Source organism: Halomonas sp. AOP43-D1-4 (assembly GCF_052446175.1).
GTDB classification, from domain to species: Bacteria; Pseudomonadota; Gammaproteobacteria; order Pseudomonadales; family Halomonadaceae; genus Vreelandella; species Vreelandella citrativorans.
Genome location: NZ_JBQSVY010000004.1, coordinates 19,285 through 44,420, shown reverse-complemented (window position 1 = coordinate 44,420; position 25,136 = coordinate 19,285). Strand labels below are relative to the sequence as shown.

At 53.3% G+C, this 25,136-nt stretch carries 20 protein-coding genes; 12 read left to right on the top strand and 8 right to left on the bottom strand.

All coding sequences use genetic code 11. From position 1 onward, the window contains the following. Positions 1–257 precede the first annotated feature (257 nt). The 4 genes from dnaA to gyrB all read left to right on the top strand — a co-directional run bounded on the left by dnaA (position 258) and on the right by gyrB (position 6,544). A complete protein-coding gene (gene dnaA / locus ACT3RQ_RS05310; RefSeq protein WP_444680094.1) occupies positions 258–1,721 on the top strand; it encodes a chromosomal replication initiator protein DnaA in 1,464 nt (487 codons plus the stop codon). Positions 1,722–1,779: 58 nt separating this feature from the next. After that, on the top strand, positions 1,780–2,883 hold the full coding sequence (gene dnaN, locus ACT3RQ_RS05305; protein ID WP_441678678.1) for a DNA polymerase III subunit beta: 1,104 nt from the start codon (positions 1,780–1,782) through the stop codon (positions 2,881–2,883). A 97-nt stretch (positions 2,884–2,980) separates the two neighbouring features. Continuing rightward, on the top strand, positions 2,981–4,084 hold the full coding sequence (gene recF, locus ACT3RQ_RS05300) for a DNA replication/repair protein RecF (protein WP_192526759.1): 1,104 nt from the start codon (positions 2,981–2,983) through the stop codon (positions 4,082–4,084). 39 nt (positions 4,085–4,123) lie between these two features. Then, positions 4,124–6,544, top strand: a complete 2,421-nt coding sequence (gyrB, locus tag ACT3RQ_RS05295; protein ID WP_193056893.1) for a DNA topoisomerase (ATP-hydrolyzing) subunit B — start codon at positions 4,124–4,126, stop codon at positions 6,542–6,544. Positions 6,545–6,646: 102 nt separating this feature from the next. Here gyrB and gmhB read toward each other — a convergent pair whose 3' ends face one another. From gmhB to glyQ, 4 genes are all read right to left on the bottom strand, one after another. Beyond that, a complete protein-coding gene (gene gmhB / locus ACT3RQ_RS05290) occupies positions 6,647–7,210 on the bottom strand; it encodes a D-glycero-beta-D-manno-heptose 1,7-bisphosphate 7-phosphatase (protein WP_193053430.1) in 564 nt (187 codons plus the stop codon). Positions 7,211–7,221: 11 nt separating this feature from the next. Continuing rightward, positions 7,222–8,010 carry a hypothetical protein gene (locus ACT3RQ_RS05285; protein WP_444622443.1) on the bottom strand — a complete coding sequence of 263 codons (789 nt, stop codon included), beginning with the start codon at positions 8,008–8,010 and terminating at the stop codon, positions 7,222–7,224. A 279-nt stretch (positions 8,011–8,289) separates the two neighbouring features. Further along, positions 8,290–10,356 (bottom strand): glycine--tRNA ligase subunit beta, encoded by a 2,067-nt coding sequence (gene glyS, locus ACT3RQ_RS05280; protein ID WP_192526756.1) that lies wholly within the window; start codon positions 10,354–10,356, stop codon positions 8,290–8,292. Continuing rightward, entirely contained in the window at positions 10,356–11,315 is a 960-nt protein-coding gene (gene glyQ / locus ACT3RQ_RS05275; protein ID WP_172118752.1) for a glycine--tRNA ligase subunit alpha, read from the bottom strand. Before glyQ ends, glyS begins: the two co-directional genes overlap by 1 nt. A 111-nt stretch (positions 11,316–11,426) precedes the next feature. Between glyQ and rfaD the strand changes: the two genes are divergently transcribed. After that, positions 11,427–12,383, top strand: a complete 957-nt coding sequence (rfaD, locus tag ACT3RQ_RS05270) for an ADP-glyceromanno-heptose 6-epimerase (RefSeq protein ID WP_444622442.1) — start codon at positions 11,427–11,429, stop codon at positions 12,381–12,383. Beyond that, complete coding sequence (waaF, locus tag ACT3RQ_RS05265) at positions 12,376–13,422, top strand: lipopolysaccharide heptosyltransferase II (protein WP_193053428.1); 1,047 nt, start codon at positions 12,376–12,378, stop codon at positions 13,420–13,422. Before rfaD ends, waaF begins: the two co-directional genes overlap by 8 nt. On the opposite strand, the gene ACT3RQ_RS05260 is transcribed toward waaF, so the two are convergent. Then, a complete protein-coding gene (locus ACT3RQ_RS05260; RefSeq protein ID WP_444622441.1) occupies positions 13,412–15,064 on the bottom strand; it encodes a sulfatase-like hydrolase/transferase in 1,653 nt (550 codons plus the stop codon). The two genes, waaF and ACT3RQ_RS05260, sit on opposite strands and share 11 nt — an antisense overlap. 354 nt (positions 15,065–15,418) lie before the next feature. Here ACT3RQ_RS05260 and ACT3RQ_RS05255 point away from each other — a divergent pair, with 354 nt between their 5' ends. Together ACT3RQ_RS05255 and ACT3RQ_RS05250 are read left to right on the top strand one after the other, a co-directional pair. Then, a complete protein-coding gene (locus ACT3RQ_RS05255; protein WP_444622440.1) occupies positions 15,419–16,354 on the top strand; it encodes a glycosyltransferase family 2 protein in 936 nt (311 codons plus the stop codon). Positions 16,355–16,455: 101 nt separating this feature from the next. After that, positions 16,456–17,220 carry a glycosyltransferase family 2 protein gene (locus ACT3RQ_RS05250; protein WP_444622439.1) on the top strand — a complete coding sequence of 255 codons (765 nt, stop codon included), beginning with the start codon at positions 16,456–16,458 and terminating at the stop codon, positions 17,218–17,220. Here the strand turns inward: ACT3RQ_RS05250 and ACT3RQ_RS05245 are convergent. Continuing rightward, positions 17,200–18,240 (bottom strand): glycosyltransferase family 9 protein, encoded by a 1,041-nt coding sequence (locus ACT3RQ_RS05245; protein ID WP_444622438.1) that lies wholly within the window; start codon positions 18,238–18,240, stop codon positions 17,200–17,202. The genes ACT3RQ_RS05250 and ACT3RQ_RS05245 overlap by 21 nt on opposite strands. Positions 18,241–18,324: 84 nt before the next feature. Here ACT3RQ_RS05245 and ACT3RQ_RS05240 point away from each other — a divergent pair, with 84 nt between their 5' ends. After that, entirely contained in the window at positions 18,325–19,452 is a 1,128-nt protein-coding gene (locus ACT3RQ_RS05240; protein ID WP_444680093.1) for a glycosyltransferase family 4 protein, read from the top strand. Here the strand turns inward: ACT3RQ_RS05240 and ACT3RQ_RS05235 are convergent. Next, the gene (locus ACT3RQ_RS05235) at positions 19,425–20,471 is read right to left on the bottom strand and encodes a glycosyltransferase family 9 protein (RefSeq protein WP_444622436.1); all 1,047 of its coding nucleotides are present in this window, start codon (positions 20,469–20,471) and stop codon (positions 19,425–19,427) included. The genes ACT3RQ_RS05240 and ACT3RQ_RS05235 overlap by 28 nt on opposite strands. A 108-nt stretch (positions 20,472–20,579) precedes the next feature. Beyond that, the gene (locus tag ACT3RQ_RS05230; protein WP_444622435.1) at positions 20,580–21,323 is read right to left on the bottom strand and encodes a 3-deoxy-D-manno-octulosonic acid kinase; all 744 of its coding nucleotides are present in this window, start codon (positions 21,321–21,323) and stop codon (positions 20,580–20,582) included. On the opposite strand from ACT3RQ_RS05230, the gene ACT3RQ_RS05225 reads away from it, so the two are divergent. From ACT3RQ_RS05225 to waaA, 3 genes are read left to right on the top strand one after another with little or no spacing between them, the layout of a single operon-like run. Continuing rightward, positions 21,322–22,419 (top strand): glycosyltransferase family 9 protein, encoded by a 1,098-nt coding sequence (locus ACT3RQ_RS05225; protein ID WP_444622434.1) that lies wholly within the window; start codon positions 21,322–21,324, stop codon positions 22,417–22,419. The genes ACT3RQ_RS05230 and ACT3RQ_RS05225 overlap by 2 nt on opposite strands. Beyond that, on the top strand, positions 22,409–23,839 hold the full coding sequence (gene hldE / locus ACT3RQ_RS05220) for a bifunctional D-glycero-beta-D-manno-heptose-7-phosphate kinase/D-glycero-beta-D-manno-heptose 1-phosphate adenylyltransferase HldE (RefSeq protein WP_444622433.1): 1,431 nt from the start codon (positions 22,409–22,411) through the stop codon (positions 23,837–23,839). The genes ACT3RQ_RS05225 and hldE overlap by 11 nt, the downstream gene beginning before the upstream one ends. Beyond that, positions 23,839–25,134 (top strand): lipid IV(A) 3-deoxy-D-manno-octulosonic acid transferase, encoded by a 1,296-nt coding sequence (waaA, locus tag ACT3RQ_RS05215; protein WP_444622432.1) that lies wholly within the window; start codon positions 23,839–23,841, stop codon positions 25,132–25,134. Before hldE ends, waaA begins: the two co-directional genes overlap by 1 nt. Positions 25,135–25,136: the final 2 nt, after the last annotated feature.

Here is a 25,136-nt window from a genome sequence, read left to right as displayed (position 1 = left end):
TGAATAGGTTAATCAATAGGATAAAATCATAAAAACAATGTGCATAAGTGTCGTATAAGCGGTCTATAAACTGTTGTTTTGATGTGCGTAGAGATGTGGAAAAACGCTAAAAACGGATCTGTCCCCACTCCATCAGCGGGTTGTCCCACGTGCTTACGATAAGTTGTCCACAGGCATAATTGTTAGCCAAACCCGTGTGGATAACCAAGCTTTAGAGCGCTACAATGGTCGGCCGTTTTCAACTGATGGTGAGATGAGTGTCACTCGCGCTTTGGCAACAGTGCCTGGACTACCTGCAGGACGAATTGAATTCTCAGCAATTCAATACCTGGATACGTCCCTTGCAGGCAGAAGAAGGAGAGTCCAATGAGTTGCGCTTACTGGCGCCTAATCGCTTTGTGCGCGATTGGGTGAGTGACAAGTATGCCAAGCGAATCAGTGAGCTGATCCGCGAGCTTGCGCCGTCTAAACCACCCAAAGTAAGCCTGACCGTAGGTAGCCGTCGTCCAGTAGCGGCAGTCCCCCAGCCGCGTGATTTGGGTAATCCTGTTTCCGCTTCAACCTCGGCGCCTTCAGTGCATACGCCCCCGCGCGGTGATATTGCCGATGAGCGTGAAATTGATCAGCTGCGTGAGCGTGAAGAAACGCCGCGTCGGCGGACTAACGAGCGTCAGGCCCAGGTCGAAGGTAGTCTTAAGCACGGCAGTGGGCTGAACCCAAATTTTACGTTTGATACCTTCGTGGAAGGTAAATCCAACCAACTGGCGCGTGCGGCGTCTCGGCAGGTTTCAGAAAATCCGGGTGGCGCCTATAACCCACTATTTCTATACGGTGGGGTAGGTCTGGGTAAAACGCACTTGATGCACGCCGTAGGCAATGCGCTGGCTGGCCGCCGGGAAAATGCCCGGGTGGTGTATTTGCATTCTGAGCGTTTTGTTGCCGATATGGTCAAGGCACTTCAGCTTAATGCGATCAACGATTTCAAACGCTTTTATCGCAGTGTTGATGCGTTACTCATTGATGATATTCAATTTTTTGCTGGCAAGGAGCGCTCCCAAGAGGAGTTTTTCCATACCTTTAATGCGCTTTTGGAAGGCGGCCAGCAAATGATTCTCACCTCTGATCGTTATCCAAAGGAGATCAGTGGTGTTGAGGAGCGCCTGAAATCGCGCTTTGGATGGGGCTTGACGGTGGCTATTGAGCCGCCCGAACTTGAAACCCGCGTAGCCATCTTGATGAAAAAAGCCGACCAGGCCAAGGTTGATTTACCTCATGATGCGGCCTTCTTTATTGCTCAAAAAATTCGCTCGAACGTACGTGAATTGGAAGGGGCACTGAAAAAAGTGATTGCTGACTCACACTTTATGGGTAAGCCGATTACCCAGGACTTTATTCGTGAGTCGCTAAAAGATTTACTCGCGCTACAAGATAAGCAGGTGGGTGTAGATAATATCCAGCGCACAGTCGCCGAGTATTACAAAATCAAGGTGGCAGATTTATTATCCAAGCGACGCTCGCGCTCAGTCGCTCGCCCCCGGCAGGTGGCCATGGCGCTAGCCAAGGAATTGACCAATCATAGTTTGCCGGAAATTGGCGATGCGTTTGGTGGCCGTGATCATACAACGGTACTTCACGCTTGCCGCAAGGTGAAAGCCTTGCAAGAGGAGAGCGCGGATATTCGCGAAGATTACAAAAATCTGTTGCGCCTTTTAACCAGCTAAATCATCCATGGGATTGGCCTGCCGTCTGCAGGTTTTCAGGATATAAACCGGAGTGTTGATGAAATTTTCCATTTCCCGAGAGGCATTGCTGCGTCCGCTGACTCTGGTGGCAGGCGTGGTAGAACGGCGCCAAACGCTACCTGTACTGTCTAATGTGCTGATTCAGGTCGAAGGTGACCAGGTCGCACTAACCGGTACGGACCTTGAGGTTGAACTCATCGGGCGTACTGTCGCAAGCCAGGTTGACCAGCCAGGGGCGGCAACCGTGCCTGCTCGTAAGCTGATGGATATTTGTAAATCGCTGCCTGATCAGTCCGATATCCAACTGACCGTTGAAGATGGCCGAGCGGTGCTGCGCAGCGGTCGTTCACGCTTTACGCTCTCGACATTACCGGTCGCTGAATTCCCCAATATTGAAGATGCCGATAGCAGTCAGGAGTTAAGCGTTCCACGGGGCACGTTAAAGCATCTTATTGAAACTACATCATTTGCCATGGCGCAGCAGGATGTTCGCTACTATCTCAATGGCATGCTGTTGGAAATTCAAAGTAACTTGCTACGCACGGTGGCGACAGACGGCCACCGCTTGGCGATGTGTTCACGTCCTGTTGATGTCGCGGTTAACCAGCCGCAGAAGCTGATTGTACCTCGTAAGGGTATTCTTGAGCTTTCGCGCCTGTTGGATGATAGCGATGAGCCGGTAAGCCTGACGTTGGGTTCAACCCATGTGCGTGCTCATACCGGTGACTTCACCTTTACGTCCAAGCTGATTGACGGGAAGTTCCCTGACTATGAGCGCGTCGTACCACGCAATGGCGATAAGGTGCTCATTGCTGAACGCGCCGAGTTGCGTCAGGTGCTGTCACGTACAGCGATTCTCTCCAATGAGAAGTATCGTGGTGTGCGCTTATACCTGGAAGAGGGCAACCTTAAGGTCATGGCGAATAACCCTGAACAGGAAGAAGCCGAAGAGAACGTGGCCGTCGAATATAACGGCTCTGCGATGGAAGTCGGCTTCAACGTGGGTTATTTGGTTGACGTGCTTAGCGTGCTAAATGAAGACAGAGTGCAAATAACGCTGGCCGACCCTAATAGCAGTGCGCTGCTTGAAGAGCCGGGTGGTGGCGATGCGCTGTATGTTGTTATGCCCATGCGGTTGTAATATAGCGTTTCATAAATGCCAAACGGGGCGGCGCTTCTGGTAGCAGGGGCGCCGCTTTCTCTTAAGGGTTGGTTACGCCTTTTACCCGAGTGTTTACATGAGCTTGAGTCAGCTTAACTTCCAAGGGTTACGGAATTTAGCGCCGCTGGATATGCATCCTTCTCGGGGGATCAATATCATCACTGGGCTGAACGGAAGTGGCAAAACCAGCCTGCTAGAAGGCATTCATGTTTTGGGAATGGGCCGCTCGTTTCGTACCCGTCAGCTAAAGCATGCCATCCAATCTGATGTGGCACATATGACGCTCTACGGGCGCCTGGAAGGGGAGCCAGAGATTTCCATAGGGGTGCGCCGGTTACGGGCTCAGCGTGAACTAGAGCTGCGTTTGCGTGGGGATAAGGGGGTACGCTTGGCCGAGTTGGTCGAGGCGATGCCTTTGCAACTAATCAATCCTGACGCTTTTAGGCTTCTTGAAGGGTCCCCGGCCGGACGGCGCGAGTTTCTTGACTGGGGAGTGTTTCACGTGAAACATCACTTTCTGGAAGCATGGAAGCGTACACGTCGAGCAGTGAAACATCGGAACGCATTACTCAGGCGTGGTAGAATAGACCCACAGGAAATGGCGGCCTGGGAGCAAGAGTTGGCGCTATGGGGCGAGGTAGTCGATAGGTTGCGGTTTGAATGGTTTAGTGAGTTTCTGCCTGTCTTTGAAGAAACGCTGAATGTACTTCTTCCGTTACCTGGCTTAAAACTTAACTACGCTCGAGGATGGGACAAACAGAAAACGCTTGCTGATGTGCTTCAGGATAACCGAGTCACCGATCAGCAAATGGGGTTTACCCAACAAGGCCCTCAGCGTGCCGATTTGCGTATCAGGCTTAATAAACAGCCTGCTGTTGAAGTACTTTCCAGAGGCCAGCAAAAGCTAGTGGTAAGCGCACTCAAGCTTGCCCAGGGGCGGTTTCTGGAAAGAACGGCACAGCGTCACTGCATTTATTTAATTGATGATTTGCCAGCAGAGCTGGATGTGCAACACCAACAGCGTTTCTGTCAGTTGCTTGAAGAGATGCAGTGTCAGGCATTTATTACCAGCGTCGACCCCGCCGCATTACAACCTATGTGGCAATCTAAAACCCTGGTTAGCATGTTTCACGTGAAACATGACCCGCAAGGGCTTGGCCAGTTGGTACAAGATGGGTAGACGATACGGGACAAGACAGACTTCACGACGGAGTGGTCAATGAGCGAACAGGCTTACGATTCATCAAGCATCAAGGTGCTCAAAGGACTGGATGCAGTACGCAAACGTCCTGGTATGTACATCGGTGATACCGACGACGGCACCGGGTTGCACCACATGGTCTTCGAGTTGGTGGATAACTCCATCGATGAGGCTTTGGCGGGCCATTGTAGTGAAATTCGCGTGGTTATTCATGCCGATGAGTCGGTAACCGTTAGCGATAATGGTCGCGGTATTCCTACCGAGCTGCACGAAGAGGAGGGTGTCTCTGCCGCAGAAGTCATCATGACCGTGTTACACGCGGGCGGTAAGTTTGACGATAACTCTTATAAAGTATCTGGCGGTCTTCACGGTGTGGGTGTTTCCGTGGTTAATGCGCTTTCTGAAGAGCTACGCTTAACCATCTGGCGCCAGGGCGAAGTGTTTGAGCAGATTTATCACCATGGCGTGCCTCAGGCACCGCTTAGCGTGGTGGGCAAAACGGAAAAAACCGGATCACGTGTTCATTTCCGCCCTTCCCAGAACACCTTTGCTAATATTGAATTCCATTACGATATTTTGGCCAAACGCCTGCGTGAGCTGTCGTTTCTGAACTCTGGCGTTGCCATTCGGCTAATGGATGATCGCAGCGGTAAGGAAGAGCTGTTTCATTACGAAGGCGGCTTGAAAGCCTTTGTTGATCACCTCAACTCCAATAAAACGGTTCTGAACCCTGTTTTCCACTTTACTGCCTCGCGGGAGGACGGTGTTGAAGTCGAAGTGGCAATGCAGTGGAGCGACGTCTTTACGGAAAGCATCTTCTGTTATACCAATAATATTCCTCAGCGTGATGGCGGCACTCACTTGGCCGGCTTCCGGGCAGCACTGACGCGCACGATGAATAACTACATCGAAGCGGAAGGCCTGCTCAAAAAAGCCAAGGTAAGCACGGCGGGTGATGATGCTCGTGAAGGCTTAACGGCGATTGTTTCTGTCAAAGTGCCTGACCCGAAATTCTCTTCACAAACCAAGGACAAGCTGGTGTCCAGTGAAGTGAAAACAGCCGTTGAGCAGGAAATGGGCCGCCTGTTTTCTGACTACCTGATTGAAAAGCCTAACGAAGCCAAAGCAATCGTTAATAAAATGCTGGATGCGGCGCGTGCGCGTGAAGCGGCACGTAAGGCCCGGGACATGACGCGGCGTAAAGGCGCGCTGGATATTGCAGGCCTGCCGGGCAAACTTGCTGATTGCCAGGAGAAAGACCCCAGCCAGTCAGAACTCTACCTGGTGGAGGGCGACTCGGCCGGTGGCAGTGCCAAGCAGGGGCGTGACCGCCGCACTCAGGCCATTTTGCCGCTTAAAGGTAAAATCCTGAACGTCGAAAAAGCGCGTTTTGACAAAATGCTTTCGTCAGCTGAAGTGGGTACGCTCATCACCGCGCTGGGCTGTGGTATCGGCCGCGAAGAGTTTAACCCCGATAAACTCCGTTATCACTCCATCATCATCATGACCGATGCGGATGTCGACGGTTCGCATATTCGTACCTTGCTACTGACCTTCTTCTTCCGGCAAATGCCGGAGCTGATTGAGCGCGGCCATATTTTTATTGCCCAGCCGCCGCTCTATAAGATCAAGCGAGGCAAGCAAGAGCTCTATCTTAAAGATGAGCAGGCCATGGTCGATTACTTGACCACGACAGCGCTGGATGGCGCAGGCCTATATGTGAATGCGGACGCGCCGGGTATCTCCGGTTCGCAGCTGGAAGCCCTGGTAAACCAGTATCGCAACGTGATGAAGCGTATCGATCGCCTGGCGCGCGTTTACCCGATTGAAGTATTGAAGCAGATCATCCATGTCACAGGATTGCAGGGCGAGGCGAGTCTTAAAGATCGTGTCACCATGGAAAACTGGATTGCTGAACTGCAAAAAGTCATGGATGACATGGTGGCCTATGAAGGCGGGCCGCGTTACACCTTCTATCTGAAAGAAGATGAGGAGCGTGGCTTGTTACTGCCTACCGTGTCGCTTATTGCGCATGGCGTGACTACCGAGTACGACTGGGGCCTGGACTTCTTTGAAAGTGCGGATTATCGGGCTATTTCAGCGCTGGGTGATACTCTTAATGGGCTGCTTGAAGAGGGCGCCTTTATTTCCCGTGGCGAGCGTCAGAAGCCTGTGGCTCACTTCTCCGAGGTGTTGCAGTGGCTAATGCAGGAAGGTCAGCGTGGCCTTTCGGTACAGCGCTATAAAGGGCTGGGCGAAATGAACCCAGATCAGCTTTGGGAAACCACCATGGACCCGGATAGCCGCCGTATGCTGCGTGTTACGGTTGAAGACGCCGTCGCCGCCGATATGATGTTTAACACCTTGATGGGTGATGATGTAGAGCCACGGCGTAACTTTATCGAAAGCAATGCCTTGGTCGCTAATCTGGACGTATAAGGCACCGAGCGAAGCTCGCATAACATGTTTCACGTGAAACATTGTTTGAAATGAAAAATGCCGCTGGCTTAAAGCCAGCGGCATTTTTTTGAGCTATAAAATTCAGCCGGATGAACGGGATAACAGCCAATCAACAAACTCGGCTAAATCTGTATAAACGTGGGCATTTTCCAGGCCTACGCCCTTGGCCAGTGTTTTCTCGCCTTTGCCAGTTTTTACTAATACCGACTGACAGCCACATGCTTCGCCCGCTTGCAGGTCGCGCAGGCTATCACCTACCATCCAACTGCCGGATAAGCTCGATAAACTTAGCGCACGCTGAATATCATGCAGCAAGCCCGGTAAGGGTTTGCGGCACTCGCAATCATCGGCGGGTCCATGCGGGCAATAAGCGATATGCGCAATGGTTCCTCCTGCGGCATTGACCAACGCATTTAGACGGTCATGCATTTGACCGAGAACGCCTGCATCGTAATAACCGCGGCCAATGCCCGACTGATTCGTGGCTATCGCAACGGTGTAGCCGGCTTGGGATAATTTAGCGATAGCATGGATGGAAGAAGGGTAGGGCAGCCACTCTTCGAGTGACTTTATATAGGCGTCAGAATCCTGATTAATGACGCCGTCACGATCAAGAATAACCAGCTGCTCGGGGGAAATAGGCATTGCGCGTTCCATTAAAGACGCTGATTAAGCATCGCCAACGCCTGCAACGTGACGCTAATTTTGCGGCCATCACTACCCAGGTATTTAAATGGGATTTTTTGCAAGCGGAGTAGTTTGGGCAGCGTTTTTTTAAACTGCTCTCGAACTTCCTGCCGGGCGCTGTGCAATCCATCAATCAGCGCAGGGGTTAAACGTTCGATTTGCATCGGTGATTTAGAGAGTTTGCCATAGAGTGAAAAGATAAAGCAGTACCAATCGCGCACCATGCAGTTGATTGGGGTATGTACTTTACCTGGATCCGTTTCAAAATCGATAAAGACAGTTTGGTCGTGGGTGATAAGGATATTGCGTGCGAACGCTTCACTCAGGTAGCAACTGCGCTCATGAACCGCGTTGAGTGCCTGAATGCTTTGACTAAGCGCTTTATCCACTTCCTCAACACTGCTCGCCTTTTTGAGCTTTTCCAGCAGTGTCACCGCGGGTTGTTCAGGCGACCCTGCATCCGCTAAAAGAAGGGCTTGAGGATTTTCGGCCAGGATGACGGGAACGGAGATACCTGCTTCACTTAAGGCTCTAATCCGTTGGGCCTCGGTGAAAATACTTTGCTCGCCGCCCAGGTTGGGGACCGGCTTTAACGCTTCAATATTAAACCATGCAGCCAATAACTTGAGCGGCGCATAGGCAAGCTGCGAGTTCCGTTTGGCGGCACGTTTTAACCACACCTTTTGGCCATTCAGCGTATGGGAAGCCATGCTAGCCTGTTGCTGGGGAAATGAGTCCAGTAGAAAGAGATCGTACACAGGGCAAATCCAGAGTGCTTATGCACCCAAGCAATAACACGCATTACGTCTACAAAGGGGAATTAACGCATCAGGAAAACTTTATTTTAGTAAAAATCGATTATTTTTTCACGGTGTTTCACGTGAAACAAACCAGCAGCGCGTGAAGAGACCTTCAAAGAGGAGCGTCACGATTATACGTCACAGCCAGAAATGAGCGCGCTAAAAGGCAGGTAGGGGAAGGAGTGATAAGCGTGCTGCCGGTGGCATAAAAGCCACCGGCAGACGGTCGAGAGAGCGTTATTGGGGGAGCAGCGAAATATCAGCAACTTCCAGGAACAGTGCCTGAAGGCTCGCCAAAAGAGCAAGACGGTTATTGCGCACTGCTTCATCATCCGCCATGACCATCACCTGATCAAAAAATGCATCAACGGGTTCACGAAGCGTCGCCAGTACATCCAGCGCTTGCTGATAATCACCGGTACCAAACAGCGGGGCTACCTGCTCCTGGCGGCTGGTAACGGCCTTGAATAGTACCTGCTCGGCTTCCTCTTGCAGCAGGCTCGGGTCAACCTGAAGGTTGCCGTTGTGATCCTGCTTGCTCAGAATATTGGTCACGCGCTTGTTAGCGGCGGCTAACGCAGCTGCCTCTTCACGTTGAGCAAAGGCTTTCACCGCGCGCAGCCGGCGAGCGAAATCGAGCGGGTTGGTGACCGGGCGTGCACGCACCGCTAGGTACATCTCGGCGCTAATGCCTTCTTCCTGACCCCAAGCGCGGAAGCGATCCAGCATATAGGTCAGCACGTCCTCTACCAGCCCCTCAGCCTTGGGCAGCCCCTGATGCTGCTGAGCGGCGGCATCTAAAAGCTCGCGCAGATCAAGATTCAGCTCGCCCTTGATCAGGATATTCAACACGCCAATTGAGGCGCGGCGCAGGGCGAAGGGATCTTTTGCGCCGGTTGGACGCTGACCAATACCAAAGATACCTACCAGGGTGTCCAGGCGATCCGCCAAGGCCAGCGTTTGCCCGGTCAGGCTTTGCGGAATAGCATCGCTGGCAAAGCGTGGCAGGTACTGCTCTTCAATCGCTTGAGCAACATCCGCAGGCTCGCCGTCCTGCTCGGCGTAGTAGCGACCCATAATGCCCTGTAACTCAGGGAACTCGAGCACCATTTCGGTGACCAGGTCACACTTGGCAAGTGCCACAGCACGCTGTGCATTGGCAACGTCACCGTTGATCTTCTCAGCAATGAAAGTGGCAATAGCGGTGGTACGACGTGCTTTGTCGGCCAGTGTTCCCAACTGCTGCTGAAACACTACGCTTTCAAGTTGCGGAATGCGCGAAGCCAGGCTCTGCTTACGGTCGGTATCGTAGAAGAAGGCGGCATCCGCCAGGCGCGGACGAATGACTTTTTCGTTACCCGAAATTACCTGTTGTGGATCAGCGCTATCGATATTGGAGATAGTGATAAACAGCGGTTTGAGCTTGCCCTGGTCATCCAGCAGGTGGAAGTACTTTTGATTGGCCTTCATGGAGGAGATCAAACACTCCGCCGGGACCTCCAAAAAGCGCTCATCGAAACTGCCGGTAAGTGCGACCGGCCACTCCACCAAACCACTGACCTCAACGAGCAGGGTTTCGTCGATAACGGCATTGGCGTCCTGTACTTCCGCTTCGGCTAGTACTTGCTCGCGAATGCGTTCGCGACGCAGCTTGCGGTCCGCCAATACGTAAGCGTTTTCGAGCGTGGCCAGATAATCATCGGCGTGCTCAAGCTGAATCGCATTGGGGGCGTGGAAGCGGTGGCCATAGGTGGTGCGGCTAGCCTGTAATCCCAGCACTTCTGCGGCAATGACATCGCTGCCGTAAAGTGCGACCAACCAGTGCACCGGGCGGGAGAACTCAATACGTGATGCCCCCCAGCGCATATTTTTAGGTACAGGCAGGCCCTGAATGGCTTTACGCAGAATCTCGGGCAGAAGTGCTTGAAGGCTCTCACCCTGCTGCTGTTCGCGGTAGCCAAGCCAAGTGCCTTTGTCTGTTTCCAGGTGAATTAGCTCATCGACGCTAACACCACAGGAACGAGCGAAGCCTTCGGCTGCTTTGCTTGCAACACCGTCTTTAAAGGCGGCGGCCAGCGCCGGACCACGACGCTCTACCTCGCGGTCCGGCTGTTTATCGGCAAGCTCGCTGACCTTGACGGCTAAACGGCGAGGTGTGGCGTAAGCGGTCACGTGCTGGAAAGGAATCTCGGCCTCTTGCAGGCCTTTTTCAATCCCCGCAGCAAACGCGTCAGAGAGTGCATCCAGCGCCGCGGGTGGCAGCTCTTCGGCGCCCAGTTCTAATAAAAGCGTATCAACAGCCATTATGCATCTCCCTGATCGGCAAGTAGTTCGCGGCGAAGCGCTTCTGGAGCCATGGGGAAACCTGCTGCTTTACGCGACTCAAAGTAGGTATGGGCAACATCCCGCGCCATGGTGCGCACGCGCAGAATAAAGCGCTGACGCTCGGTTACCGAAATAGCGTGACGGGCATCCAGAAGGTTAAAGGTGTGTGATGCCTTGAGTACCTGCTCATAAGCAGGTAAGGGCAGGTTGGCGGTCAGCAGCTTGGCACACTCACGCTCCTGGTGATCGAAGGAGGCAAACAGCTGATCGACGTCGGCATGCTCGAAGTTATAGGTCGATTGCTCACGCTCGTTCTGCAGATACACATCGCCATAGGTGACTTGGCTACCGTCCGGGGCAATCGCCCATACCAGGTCGTAAACGCTGTCAACGTTTTGCAGATACATGGCAATCCGCTCAAGACCATAGGTCAGCTCACCGGTAACGGGGTAGCACTCAATACCGCCCGCTTGCTGGAAATAGGTGAACTGGGTAACTTCCATCCCATTGAGCCATACTTCCCAACCCAGGCCCCAAGCGCCCAGTGTTGGCGATTCCCAGTTATCCTCAACAAAGCGCACATCGTGGATCAGTGGGTCCAGGCCTAAACGCTTTAGTGAGCCAAGATAAAGGTCCTGCAGATTACTTGGCGATGGCTTCATGACGACCTGAAACTGGTAGTAGTGCTGCAGGCGATTGGGGTTTTCGCCATAGCGGCCATCGGTTGGGCGGCGAGAAGGCTGAACGTAGGCCGCGTTCCAGCTTTCCGGGCCGATTGAGCGCAGGAAAGTAGCGGGATGAAAGGTGCCCGCGCCAACTTCCATATCAAGAGGTTGGAGAATGACGCAGCCCTGTTCTGCCCAGTACTGTTGCAGAGCAAGGATCAAGCCTTGGAAGGTCGACACATCAGGTGTCGATTGGTTTGTCGAGACACTCATCGCAGAAAGCACCGTTGGCCATGAATTCATAAGCCGTCAAGTATACAATCCTAGGCAGATGGGTTATAGGCACATAAGCCAACAGAACCGCTTTTGGTTAAGGAGAGCAAAATGATCGTTGTAACAGGCGGTGCCGGTTTTATTGGCGCAAACATCGTGAAAGCACTGAATGCGCGCGGCCGTAATGATGTCATGGTGGTGGATGACCTGCGCGACGGCACTAAATTTGTCAATTTAGCCGACTGTACGCTGGCCGATTACCTGGATAAAGATGACTTTCTTGCCAAGGTAGAGGCCGCGTTGCGCGGCGAGATAACCGACTTGCCAAACATCGAGGCGATTTTTCATGAAGGGGCGTGTTCCGATACCACGGAGTGGGACGGCCAGTACATGATGAAAAATAACTTCGAGTACTCGAAGGTACTGCTGAATTATTGTGAGAAATTCGGTATCCCTTTCCTCTACGCATCATCCGCCGCGACCTATGGCGGCAGTGACGTCTTTAAAGAGGCGCCCGAGTACGAAAAACCGCTTAATGTCTACGGTTACTCCAAGCTGCTGTTTGATCAACATGTGCGCTCACGCTGGGAGTCGCTGACTACCCAGGTCGTTGGTTTCCGTTATTTCAATGTTTACGGCCCTCGTGAACAGCATAAAGGCAAGATGGCAAGTGTCGCTTACCATAACCATCTTCAAATCCGTAACGGCGAAACCCTGAAACTGTTTGGCGCCTATGGTGGTTATGAGGCTGGCATGCAGAGCCGGGATTTTGTGTACGTGGGCGATGTCGTCGACGTCAATCTATGGTTTTTGGATAACCCTCAAGCGTCTGGCATTTTTAACCTGGGAACTGGCCGAGCAGAGCCCTTTAAAGCGATTGGCGAAGCAGTCATCGACTTCTATGGTAAAGGCGAGATCAATTACATCGATTTTCCTGAAGAGTTGAAAGGCCGTTATCAAAGCTACACGCGTGCCGACATCAGTCATTTGCGTGAAGCCGGCTGCGATGTTGAGTTCAAAACCGTGGCCCAAGGGGTTGGCGCTTACCTGGAGTGGCTAAATGGCTAATTCCGCCAAGCGTCTGCTGGTGGTTGGCCCGTCATGGGTGGGCGATATGGTCATGGCGCAAAGCCTCTTTATGACGCTTAAAGCGCGTCAGCCTGATGCGACCATTGGGGTGGTTGCGCCCGCGTGGTCACAGCCCATTTTAGAGCGTATGCCGGAGGTAGACGAAGTGCTCCCCTTGGCTGTTGGTCACGGCGAGTTTGGTTTGGCTAATCGCCGTGAACTCTCCAGCCAGCTAAAAGGGCGCTTTGACCGTGCCATTGTGCTGCCACGCTCCTGGAAAGCCGCCCTCGTTCCCTTCATGGCTCGCATTCCTGAGCGGGTGGGCTTTTTGGGCGAGCATCGCTATGGGCTTTTAAAAGAGCGCCGCAAGCTAGATAAGCAGGTTCTGGACCAGACCGTAAAGCGGTTTGTATCGCTGGGTTTGCCTCGTGATGAAGCGCTAAACGGGGATTTTCCGATCCCCAGGCCGCGTTTAATGATCGACCGGGATAACCTGGTTAATTTGCGCCTGGCTCATGCGCTGTCATCGCGGCCCGCCATTGGCATGATGCCCGGTGCAGAATATGGGCCTGCCAAGCAGTGGCCGCTGGCCTATTTTCACAACCTGGCCGCACAACTTATCAGCGACGGTTTTGAAATTCGGGTACTGGGTGGGCCAAAAGATCATTCGGCAGGCGAGAGCATTGTGAAAGGGCTTCCCCATGCGCATAATTTATGCGGCAAAACGCAGTTAGCCGATGCGGTAGACCTGTTGGCCGACTGTCGGCAAGTGGTAACCAACGACTCAGGTCTCATGCATGTGGCCGCTGCCGTCGGCGTGCGCATTCATGCGCTTTACGGCTCTTCGTCACCGGCCTATACGCCGCCCTTGACCAACAACGCTGTCGCTCATTATTTGGGGCTCTACTGCTCGCCCTGCTTTAAGCGTGTTTGCCCGTTGGGGCATACCAACTGCCTTAATCAGTTAGCGGTAGAGCAGGTCTATCAGGCGATGCAAGCCGACCCGCAGCGTGCCAGCGGCTTGATCATTAATGGGTGATGTTTACTTCGTCGGCCTGATCCGCTGGCGTTTCTGTCACTTGAGTTGCTGAGGTATCTTCTGCTTCGCGGCGCTGGGGCGTTAGCCCTTCCCATAAGCGGTGCTGCAGGGCGGTTTCCTCACGCAAGCGCTCGTTGAGTGTTTCGATACCATGCACCTCAGCCAGCGTGGGTTTTTCACTGAGTAGTGAAGCACCCAGCCCTGCTCGGTGATCGTTCAAGGTAAAGCCAAGCGCTTCTAATATCGTTGGAAACACATCCAGCATCGTGGCATCGCGGCGAATACGCTGGGGCTCAATATAGTCGCCTAGCATAATCAGCGTGTTATCGCGGTCCAGGGCTGTCAGTTGGTCCCATACGGAGACTCGCATGGTGAGGTGATCGCTGAGTACAACTACCAGCGTATTATCCAAAAGCCCTTCGCGCTGTAACTGCTCGATAAATACCCGTGCTTCATGAGCCGAGCACTCCACTGAGTACAGAATATCCTGGCCATCAAATATGCCCTGGCGGTCCTGGCAGGATTGGGACGGAAACCCGCTCGGCGCATGGGCTGCCAGGTTAAGATTCACCACTGCCCAGGGGCCGCTATTCTCTTCATTTAACCGGCGTATTTCATCAGCGGTAAACTCATAAAGCGTGTCGTCATGGAGTCCCCAGTTATTTAAATACTCTGGATCTTCCATGTCGGGTAAAAACGCTTCTTTACCCATTACGCGATTAAACTGATGACCACGATAGAAAAGGCCTTTACCCGCGAACTGCGTACTAGCGCCCCCCAGGTAGCTTAATTGATACCCTTGAGCCGCTAAAATATCACCCAGGCAGTCAACGCCAGGCACCACCTTTTTCAATGGCTCAAACTGTGTATCGTGTAAAAGCCCGGCAGGCATTAGCGGAACACCGCACTGACTGGCGATCATTCCCGCCATGGTCCAGCCGGTGTTTTCCATTTGTCGGATGCCTTCGAAAACCAGACCCTGTTCGCCCAGCGTGTTCAAGTCGGCATAAGCGTCATCAAAAACCTCGTTGCTATAGGTCCGCTCAAGGCTCTCCAGGTACATGATTAGCAGATTAGGCGTGTGTGACTGCTCGCCGGTCATGGGCGGCATATAACGTCGATTTAACCACTCTCTATCATCAGCCACGACGGCAACGCTGCGTTGCCCCAAGCCATAAAGTAACGGGTTGGTCGCCAGCAAAATAATCGCAAAATAGCGCTCGGCTAGTCGCCAGCGCTGGTCATGGCGGGAAAGCCACGTAATGGAGCATAAAATGCCCAGCATAGTCAGCGTATAAAGCACCGCGACCACCATTTTGCTGGCGCCGCCGTGCTCCGCGATACCGGCCTGTAAATGAAAAAACACAGCACCTAAATCGACATTGCCGAAGCTGTCAGCTAAATAAACGTACACGCCCATCAAGCTTAGCGGCACTAATGACCAGGGCCATACTTTGCGGTAGCGAGCATTTGCTGGGCGACCCCAGCTCAGCTTCAACCCCGTGCCGATCCAGCCTGCGGCGATGAGAAAGAGCGCCCACCAGGGCAGGCGAGTTAACACGGTAGCGGCATAGCCCAGGCTAAGGCCAATGGTCGCTAGTGGCAGCCAGGGAGTAAGTTTCAGTATCCTTGAAGAGGGCATGCCATATCCTAATGCTATTGCAATTTTGGTAAAATAACGTTGTTGGTGCTAGTGCAATGTTACGCTAAAGCGCCGCTGAAAAACCATCTGCCTTCTTATGCCCTTGATCGGCAGGGGGGGGAAGTTTGATTTTCTATATGGCAGCACGTTGAGGCAGCCTACTGTGGCTATATGAATGAGCTGTTGGTTTTTATCGATCCAGGGTAGGTTGGCAGCGATGTTTAATAGTATGGCGGCTTACGGTAGAATTTAAATAGTTGACTATATACATCTATCTGCAACCGCTATCAGAAGTATTCGTCATTTATTGTAATGAAGCATTCTTTAAATTGAACTCAACCACAGTGGTTCCTTATGAAAAAAATAGAAGTGTCATTTATTACGATAAATTATAATTCTTCACAACATACAGCTGAGTTAATTGATAGCATTTTATCGAATACTGATAGCGTATCTTACGAAATTATTGTTGTTGATAATGCCTCTGAAGATAAAGACTTTTTAAGTCTGAAAGAGTTTCTGAAAGATAAAAATGACGTGAAATTAATTAGGAACTCCATCAACAGCGGGTTCTCAAGTGGCAACATGCTAGGGGTAAATCATGCGAGTGGACAGTATTACTTTTTTGTTAACAATGATTGTAAACTTTTAAATAATACGGCAGGTGTATTAAAAACATATCTGGATTCAAACGCAGAGGTGGCGTTGGCAACTGCTCAAATAGTCGATGCCAACAACAATTATTCATCTTCGCACAAACAGTTTCCCCATCTTTTAAAACAGCTGTTTGGTAACAGCGTGCAAAGAAAATTTTCAAAGGTTAAATTTCCAAGCAACCGAGTGAAATTAGATAAACCCACGCAGGTTGAAGTTGTTAGTGGCTCTTGCATGTTTTTTAATGCAGATGCTTTTTGCGATATTGGTGGTTTTGATACCGCCTTTTTTCTTTACTGTGAAGAAGAGGATATTGCAAAAAGAGTTTGGGAGTCTGGTGGGAAAGTTTTTTTTATTCCTGAAGCACAGGTATTTCACGAAGCGGGTGGTAGCACAGAGCAAGGGTTTCTAATGCAACAAGAGTTTTATATTTCCTATTACCACTTGCTAAGTAAACACTACAGTCGCACCGGTCGGGCTCTACTTAAAATAGCATTATTCTTTAAGCTGTTTTTTAGAATGTTTAAGAAGAAAATGGGCGTCAGAATGTTCCTGTCTATGCTAAGTGGATTTCCGCAAAAAAACAGCTTGAGATACTCTCAAAAAATAAAGAAGCACCACGAAAAGGTCGTTTAGAAAACAGCAAGATGCTAATTAAAAAGATGCTAATTTTCATATGCGATTTGTGAAAGCTATGATGCTGTTACCTTGAAAAATTCTTAAGCTGAGAAATCCTCTTGCCAATTTCTGCTGTGTTGATTGTTAAAAATGAAGCGCACCATCTGCGCGAATGTCTTGATACGCTCACCTGGGCCGACGAAATCGTCGTGCTGGATGCGGGGAGCCAGGATGAAACCTGCGCGATTGCGCGCGAGTATACGGATAACGTAAGCGTTAATACGGATTGGCAGGGCTTTGGCGTACAGCGCCAGCGCGCCGAGGCGCTGGCCAGCCACGAGTGGATATTGATGGTGGATGCCGATGAGCGCATTACGCCAGCGCTGCAAAAAAGCATTCAGGAGGCTGTGCAGGGGGGGCCAGCCGTTTTTAGTCTCGGGCGGCTTTCCTGGTGTTTCGGTCGGTTTATTCGTCATTCTGGCTGGTACCCGGACTGGGTCGCGCGTCTCTATCCCAAAGGGCAAGCCTCCTATAATGCAGCGCTGGTACATGAAAAACTGGTGGTGCCCGATGGTCTAGCGGTCAAACGCCTATCAGGTGATTTGCTGCACTACACCTACCGTGATCTGCGCCATTATCTGGAAAAATCTGCCCACTATGCGCAGGCGTGGTCGGAGCAACGGGCCGCTCAGGGTAAAACAGCCACGCTGGCGAGCGGTTTCACACATGGGCTTGCCTGCTTTGTGAAGATGTATCTGCTAAAAGCGGGCTTTAAGGATGGTAAGCAGGGGTTCTTGCTAGCGCTTTTGTCAGCGCACTCTACGTTTAATAAATACGCTGACTTATGGATCCGCACCCGAACATCACCCCCGTATAAACGCTGAAAGGAGAAACGTTGAAATTTGCTGAGCGGCAGCGTCAATATCAATCGCCGACATGTCCTGCTGATCAGCAGTGGCTGGAGGGCTAAAGGCCAGCCGCTTTTCAGCGCTGTTGCACGTTTGCCAGCGCAGTGGGGTGGCTGAGCGTTTAGCCGGGTAGAATCCTGCGGTGGCGATGTCCAGGCATCCAGCAATATGCAGCGGACCAGTTGAGCCCGCAATCAGCATATCGGCCTCGGCCAGCCGGTGGGCAAACTCAGCGACGTTGCTGCTCTCGGGTAGATGCCTGGCCGTGACGCCAGCGCTGGCAAGCCGGTCGATTAACGCCTGGGCAGGTGCCTCTTCTCCGGGGCCGGCGCTGATCAACCAATTAATAGACGGCACTTCTTTCACCTGCTGGTCTATTTGAGCAATAAGCCCCGCGTACTGATCAATTGAAAGATTAACCGCCGAGCCACCGCTGCCTGGATGCACAACGATAGATACTTCGGCTGTCATCTCCTCTGTCGGCGTTTGGCCCTGCATTGGTGTTCTGGGCAGTGGCCAAAAGGGCGGTTCGGGCCGTGCAGGCAGCTTAAGCGAAAGTTTGGATAACAGCTCGCACGCCAGGTCCACGTTGTACTGATATTCAGGCTTTGCCGATTGAGAGCGGCGCTGGCGAATGCGCACGTTGTAAAACAGTTGAGCCCACTTGGTCGCAGGAGCAACACGAAGCGGTATACCTGCCCGCCAGCCTAGCCAGCCAATGCGTGGCGTTGAAAACAGGGTCAGCAGCGCATCAAACTGGGCGGATTTGATGCGCTTAAGCAGTGCTTTCTGGGCGTGTTTGTCAGCATGGCTACCAGGGTCGATAATCACCTCATCCACCCAAGGGCATTCGCTAGCCAGCGGTGCAGTGTAAGCCGGTACCAGCACCGTAATATGCGGCGTAGGTGATGCGCTTTTTAGGCAGGCCAGCGCTGGCCAGGCCAGCATGAAATCACCAATTTTATCATTACGTACGACCAGCACTTTCTGCGCCATTTTGGGTGCCCCGTTAATTGCAGCCTGTATACTACAAGAGAATGAAGGGCTTGTTTAACAGTGCGTGGCGAAGTGAGGGATGCGATGGTAAATAAGGTGGTGCAACTTTGTCTGTCGAAGGGTAACGGCGGAATGGAGTTTTATGTTGACCGTATAACCGAGGATTTAAAAGCGGCCCAGATTGACGTCATCGGCATCTGCCTTGAGGGCACGCGGATTAATACTTATATGCAGCGTCATCAGATACCTTACCTGGCATTCAAAAGCAGTACCCAAGCGCTAAAGCACGTGTTACGCATCCGCCGATGGTTGATCGAAGAGAACGTTCGCGTTATCCACTGCCATAAATCGAGTGACCTGCGTTTAACCGCACTTTTAAAACTGGTTATGCCGAGTGTTCGAGTGTTCTACACCGACCACATGGGCGGGCAGCGTCCCAAAAAAAGTCTCTACCACCGCTTCGCTTATGCCAATGTAGAACGTGTCCTGTCGATTAGCCAGGCGACTCACCTTCGTAACATTCGCAATCTTCCGCTGCCCAGCGAAAGGGTTGTCTGCTTACCTCACGGTGTCGATATCAATAAGTATCGCCCTTGCAATGATGAGCGTTTTATTCACACCAAACGTGCAGAATTAGGAGTGCCTGAAGAGGCCGTTATTATCGGATTGCCTGGGCGCGTGACGCCAGGTAAAGGCCAGGATGTCTGGGTTAAAGCACTACTGGAACTTGATCCCGCGTTGCCCTTTTACGCCGTGTCGATAGGCGGTACTGACTATGCGTCCGGGGGGGAAGAAAGTTTCTATAGCGAGCTGCAAGCGATGATTGCGGGCACGCCGCTTGAGAAAAGAATCAGCTTTCTCGGCCACCGCAGTGACCTACCCGAGATATTTCCCGCGCTGGATTTGGTATGTATCCCCTCGGAAAATGAAGCGTTTGGCTTGACCATTATTGAGTCGATGGCGTGCGCATTGCCGATTATTGGCTCCAACACGGGGTCGCTACCCGAACTGGTCGATGAAGCCTCTGGCGTGCTCGTGGGCCCGCACGATATTAACGCGTGGGCCACGGCGATGGAGGCCATGGTGCGTGATGAAACAACGCGTCATGCTATGGGTAAGGCAGCCCGCACGCGAGTTGAGCAGCATTTTAGTAACCAGCGGCATGTAAAGCGCTTGATTGAGTATTACAAAATCTCGGCAGATGAAGGGTAGACCCGCTTAAATGCGTCAGCCAGCCGCTCGGGTGTCAGCCCCTGCTCAACATGATCCGTTGAATGGATGATTTCATGGAGCGTTGCCTGGGGTTGCCATGCGCTGTCGATAACCGTATACACGCCCACCGTGGGGCGATTATAGGCGCTGGCGATATGCACAATAGAGGTGTCGGGTGAGAAAACGGCGGCGGCATATTTGACGAGAGCGGCTGACACCAACAGTGAGCACGGGCCAGGAAACGTGTGAACAAATGGAAACTGTTTGGCTAACTGCACGGCTTTTTGTTCACCACTGGGGGCATAGGGAATAACCAGCGGTAACCCTGTGGTTTTGTGAACAGTATCCATAAGCGCCTTGGCTTTAGCCATGGAAATACAGCGATAGTCAGCGCCGCCATCAAGATTAAACAGTACATAGGGGCCAAGCTCGCTCGCCCACTGATGGACTTCCTGATCGATATTGGCAGGGATCGGCAGCTCAAAGCACCCTTCGACACTACCTAATCCGACTTTCTCAATCAGCTTGGACCAGCGAGTGGGTAGCGGTGTGTCATACGTGATTGGCTGACCAAAGTCAGCGAATGCCTGCATGTTGTAAGCGCTATAAGTGAGGTTCATACGGGCTTTCAGTTTGCCCACAAAATAGATGCCGGGAGAGGTGGCGTGTCCCGTTGCATCTACGCAAAGATCAATACTTCCATGGCGCTTTCGAAGGTTCCTCGCGAGCGTTTTGACCGCTTTATAGTCCCTGTCTCTGGGTACAGTTTGAACTTCAACTCCCTCACTTTTCAGTGTTTCGAAGACCGGGGCGTTTCTGTGCGATGCTACGACACAAAGCCAATCAACATGGCGCGCCTGTAAGGCCCTGATGATGGGGTAAATAGCCATTCCGTCGCCAACCGATTTTGGGCAGAGAATGACTGCCTTGCGGACTGTGTCGGGTTGCCAGCTGTCGGGAGTGTAGTCGTACCAGCGTTCAAGCAGCCTGCGCCCAAGCGCCTTGTTCCATCTTGGCATTCGATTATTTTCCTTACGCGCGCTCATTATAATTCGATAATCAGTATTTTATAAGAATAAGGCGTTAGTAAGGAAGATACTTTAGGTCATTAGGCTTGGCGGATATATTTAGCTTTCCCTGCCAGTGAGTGCCCTTTCAGCATAGCCTTGCCGGATAGGGGTTATGGCGTGAGGTGCGTTAAACTTCGCCACTGAGCGGGAAAGGCGCGCCAGATTAGCAGCTTGCCATTTGCCTGGTGGGCGTAGGCGGCAGCGGTCCAGATCAATCAACCACGGTTCTCCTGCCGGGTCGACCAGTATATTGCGTGCGTTAAGGTCGACATGATCAAGCCCTGCATCATGAAAGCGTTTGATCATCGCGCCTACCCTTGCAAGCAGCGCATTATCGGCGCTGTTTTCAGTAAGCAGCGAGGCTAACGCCTGAGCGCCGGGGACCCTTACCGTTAATAGCGCCGCTTCATAAGTGATGCCATAGCGGGTGACGCAGCAGGCAACCGGGGCTGGAACGGGCAGGCCCTGTTCAAACAGCGTGGCGGTTAAGCGCAGTTCTCGAAAGGCGCGGGTATGCTCGGCACCTGTCCATAGATAGCGCTTTTCACTCAACCTGGCGACCATGCCGCCGCGTCGATAGGGGCGCAGCACCCACTGCTGGGTCGGCGTTGCCTGTAGGAAAAGGCTGCTGCCCCGGCCGGGCGCTTCACCTACCACAAGGTCCTTGCCGCGCCAGTAATTCGCGCTGAACAGCTCAGGCCCAATCGGGTGTGATAGTTGGTGTGATCCCGGTGCGTCACTTAAACTGTCTGCATCATGTAACATCAGACTATTTTTTTGCCGGAGTGCCGTTAAGCGCATGAAGCCCTCGTTGCCTGCTGAACCCAACCACATTGCCATTTTGCGCCTCTCCGCCTTGGGAGATGTGTGCAATCTCGTGCCGACGGTACGTGCATTGCAGCGCCAGTGGCCACGAACGCGTATTACCTGGATTATCGGTAAGGGGGAGCATAGTCTACTGGCGGGGCTTTCCGGGGTCGAGTTTGTCGTGTACGACAAGTCGACCGGCCTTGCTGGAATGCGCCGCTTGTGGCGCGAGCTTGCCGATACACGCTTTGATGTACTGCTGCATATGCAGCAGGCGATTCGCGCCAGCGTGCTCTCTCTGGGCCTAAAAGCCAATGTACGCGTAGGGTATGACAAGGCTCGCGCCAAGGATGCCCAGCACTGGTTTACCCAGCATCAGCTGGCGCCGCATCCCAAGGCGCATGTGCTGGAATCCTTTATGGATTTTGCTCGCCTTCTGGGTGTGAAGGACGACCACCTGGAGTGGAACATGCCGGTACCCGCGATGGCCTATGAAGAGGCGCGCGTCATCAGTGGTGAATCGCCTTATCTTGTCATCAACCCGTGCAGTAATGCCCGCTTGCGCAATTTTCGCAATTGGTCGGTGGAAGGTTACGCCAGCGTTATCGAACACGCTTGGCGACACCATGGTCTAAAAAGCGTGCTGACCGGGGGAAGCAGTACGCTTGAGCGCGAAATAGGCGAGCAGATTGAAGCCTTGTGCCAGCCGGGCAGCGTGATTAATGCGATAGGCGGCACGTCATTGAAAGGCGTGTTGGCCCTGATTGGCCAGGCGCGTGCGGTGATCGCGCCGGATACCGGCCCCGCCCACATGGCCAATGCGATGGGAACGCCGACTCTGGGGTTGTACGCCACCACGAATCCGCAGCGGGCGGCGCCTTATTGCTGGCGTGATTTCGCCGTCAATGCGTATCCGGATGCCGTGCATGCCTACCTACATAAGTCGGTGGGCGAGGTCGCCTGGGGGCAGCGGGTGCGCCATCAGGATGCGATGCAGCTCATTAAAACCGAGACCGTTATTGCCCAGCTGGATACGCTTCTTGCGCATACAGCGTCAGACACAGTTGCAGGATCTACTCATGAAAGTTGATTTAACCGCGTTAGAGCATGCCCACATACTGGTCGTCGGCGATGTCATGCTTGACCGTTACTGGCACGGTGGCACGTCGCGTATTTCTCCTGAAGCCCCCGTACCGGTCGTGCGTGTTGAAGAGGCCGACGACCGCCCCGGTGGCGCGGCCAACGTGGCGCTGAATGTGGCCTCTTTAGGTGGCCATGCAGCCTTGGCGGGCGTTGTCGGGGATGACGACAACGCGGTGTTATTGGAAAACCGGCTGCATACAGCCAATGTAAATACTCACTTTCAACGCAGCCCCGACGTGCCCACGATTACCAAGCTGCGTGTGATGAGTCGTAACCAGCAACTGCTGCGGCTGGATTTTGAGCAACGCCTGGATAACATCGACACCGGCGATTTATTGGCCCAGGTGGAACGGGCGTTGCCGGACTGCGATGTTGTGATCCTTTCTGACTACGGTAAAGGCACGCTCAACCAGGTGGAGCGGCTGATTGCCCAAGCGCGTGCGCATGACAAGCGCGTTCTGATTGATCCCAAAGGGCAAGACTTCAGTAAGTATCGCGGCGCGAGCTTGATCACACCTAACCTTGCAGAGTTTGAAGCCGTGGTAGGCCACTGCGCAAGCGATGCTGAGCTTGCCAAGCGCGGTGAAGCACTGCGCGCCGAGCTTGAGCTGGAAGCCCTGCTGGTCACCCGCAGCGAAAAAGGCATGACCCTGATCTGCGAAGGCCAGCCGCCTATTCATTTACCTACGCGCGCCCAGGAAGTGTTTGATGTCACCGGGGCCGGTGACACGGTCATTGGCTTAATGGGCCTCGCGTTAGCCGCAGGCCATGCCTTGCCCGAAGCCATGATGCTGGCGAATCTGGGCGCGGGTCTGGTGGTTGCCAAGCCAGGCACCGCGACACTCTCAATAGCTGAGCTTTATACCGCGCTACATGGCGATAGGCTCGCCGAGTTTGGGGTTATCGAGCCGGCGCCTCTCGTTGAGGCTGTGCGTGCGGCACAGCTACGCGGTGAAAGGGTCGTCATGACCAATGGCTGCTTTGATATTCTGCATGCAGGGCATGTGGCCTATCTGGAGCAGGCAAAACGCCTCGGTGATCGCCTGATTGTGGCGGTAAATGACGATGCCTCCATTGGCCGTCTTAAAGGGCCCAAGCGGCCGATTAATCCGCTCAATCGACGTATGCAGGTGCTGGCTGGCCTGGGCGCGGTCGATTGGGTTGTGCCGTTTAGTAACGATACGCCGCAAGCGCTGATCGAAACCGTTCTGCCTGATATCCTGGTAAAAGGCGGTGACTACCACCCAGACGATATTGCCGGTGGAGACGCCGTTCGAGCCAATGGAGGAGACGTTAAAGTGCTCGGGTTTGAGGACGGCGTATCCACCTCGGCGATGATTAGCTCCATTTTGGACCGCGAGGGATAATGGGGCGAATTAACTGGCCGCGCCTTGGCTATTCTGCGGCGCTCTATGCGCTTTCACCACTGATTGGCTGGCGCATCTGGCGTGAGCAAGTACCTACTTACTCACGTTGGCAGCGGCTGGGCAGGCGCCTTGGCAAGCTGCCTACGCCGCCGCGTATTTGGTTGCACTGTGCCTCGGTAGGTGAGGTCCGTGCGGCCCGCCCGCTGATAGAGGGCCTGCTCGTCCGCTACCCTCGCCATAGCCTGCTGTTAACCACCATGACCGCTACGGGCGCACAGCAGGTGCAGGCATTGATCGAGCAGCAGCTTGATCACCGCCCCCGACTCGCGCACTGCTTTCTACCCCTGGATTTTCCCGGTGCGGCCAAACGGTTTGTGCGCCGCGTAGCGCCTGAGCTTGCCATCATGTTTGAAACCGAGCTTTGGCCTAATCTGCTTGATGCGTGTCAGCAACATGGCACGCCGGTTGCGGTGGTCAATGGGCGGCTCTCGCCTCGAGCGTTCAAGCGCTATCAGAAAGTTGCCCCGCTAATGGCCCGCACACTGGCCAATGTCGATTGGCTGGCAGCCAAGTCTGCTGACGATGCCAGACGGTTTGAAGCGCTAGGCGCTGCGCCCGATAAAACGGCGGTGGTAGGGTCGTTAAAGTTTGAAGTGGGTCTGCCACCAAGGGACTCGGTTGAAAGTGAGCGCTTACTTTTAGAGTGGAAAGGGCGACCTGTCTGGGTCGCCGGTTCTACCCGTGATGGCGAAGAGGCGCTACTGCTGGAAGCACACCGGCAATTGCTACATCAATTTCCTGACGCCCTGCTGGTGCTTGTGCCGCGCCACCCTCAACGCTTTGATGAGGTCGCAGCACTGTGTGAAGCAAAGAAATGGGAGACAAGTCGGCGCAGCCAGGGCGAACCTGTTACCCCGGCTACCCAAGTGTATCTAGGCGATACGCTGGGTGAGCTGGCTGTTCTCTATGGTGCAGGCCAGGTGGCATTTGTTGGCGGCAGCCTGGTGCCGCTAGGCGGGCACAACGTGCTCGAGCCCGCAGCGCTGGGCAAACCTGTGCTCAGCGGTCCTTTTATCGAAAACTTTGCTGATGTGGTCGAGCCGCTGGAAACGGCTGGCGCACTTACTCTGGTGGCGGATGTCGATGCGCTGGTCGATGCCTTGCAGTGCCGCTTCGTCGACCCCAAGCGCTGTCTTCAAGAAGGCCAGGCTGGCCAATCCGCTATCAAAGCGCAGCAGGGTGCGCTTGTACGCACCCTGGAGGGCCTCGAGGCGCTCTCAAGCGCTGAACGATAAGC

Excerpts from the sequence above, each read along its gene's own strand:
- ACT3RQ_RS05255 (WP_444622440.1), top strand. The coding sequence starts at position 15,419 with ATGAAAAAAATAGAAGTGTCATTTATTACGATAAATTATAATTCTTCA.
- ACT3RQ_RS05240 (WP_444680093.1), top strand. The coding sequence starts at position 18,325 with ATGGTAAATAAGGTGGTGCAACTTTGTCTGTCGAAGGGTAACGGCGGA.
- gyrB (WP_193056893.1), top strand. The coding sequence starts at position 4,124 with ATGAGCGAACAGGCTTACGATTCATCAAGCATCAAGGTGCTCAAAGGA.
- ACT3RQ_RS05230 (WP_444622435.1), bottom strand. The coding sequence starts at position 21,323 with ATGCGCTTAACGGCACTCCGGCAAAAAAATAGTCTGATGTTACATGAT.
- waaA (WP_444622432.1), top strand. The coding sequence starts at position 23,839 with ATGGGGCGAATTAACTGGCCGCGCCTTGGCTATTCTGCGGCGCTCTAT.
- dnaN (WP_441678678.1), top strand. The coding sequence starts at position 1,780 with ATGAAATTTTCCATTTCCCGAGAGGCATTGCTGCGTCCGCTGACTCTG.
- ACT3RQ_RS05260 (WP_444622441.1), bottom strand. The coding sequence starts at position 15,064 with ATGCCCTCTTCAAGGATACTGAAACTTACTCCCTGGCTGCCACTAGCG.
- glyS (WP_192526756.1), bottom strand. The coding sequence starts at position 10,356 with ATGGCTGTTGATACGCTTTTATTAGAACTGGGCGCCGAAGAGCTGCCA.
- ACT3RQ_RS05245 (WP_444622438.1), bottom strand. The coding sequence starts at position 18,240 with ATGGCGCAGAAAGTGCTGGTCGTACGTAATGATAAAATTGGTGATTTC.
- glyQ (WP_172118752.1), bottom strand. The coding sequence starts at position 11,315 with ATGAGTGTCTCGACAAACCAATCGACACCTGATGTGTCGACCTTCCAA.
- ACT3RQ_RS05225 (WP_444622434.1), top strand. The coding sequence starts at position 21,322 with ATGAAGCCCTCGTTGCCTGCTGAACCCAACCACATTGCCATTTTGCGC.
- gmhB (WP_193053430.1), bottom strand. The coding sequence starts at position 7,210 with ATGCCTATTTCCCCCGAGCAGCTGGTTATTCTTGATCGTGACGGCGTC.
- rfaD (WP_444622442.1), top strand. The coding sequence starts at position 11,427 with ATGATCGTTGTAACAGGCGGTGCCGGTTTTATTGGCGCAAACATCGTG.
- waaF (WP_193053428.1), top strand. The coding sequence starts at position 12,376 with ATGGCTAATTCCGCCAAGCGTCTGCTGGTGGTTGGCCCGTCATGGGTG.
- recF (WP_192526759.1), top strand. The coding sequence starts at position 2,981 with ATGAGCTTGAGTCAGCTTAACTTCCAAGGGTTACGGAATTTAGCGCCG.
- hldE (WP_444622433.1), top strand. The coding sequence starts at position 22,409 with ATGAAAGTTGATTTAACCGCGTTAGAGCATGCCCACATACTGGTCGTC.
- ACT3RQ_RS05235 (WP_444622436.1), bottom strand. The coding sequence starts at position 20,471 with ATGCCAAGATGGAACAAGGCGCTTGGGCGCAGGCTGCTTGAACGCTGG.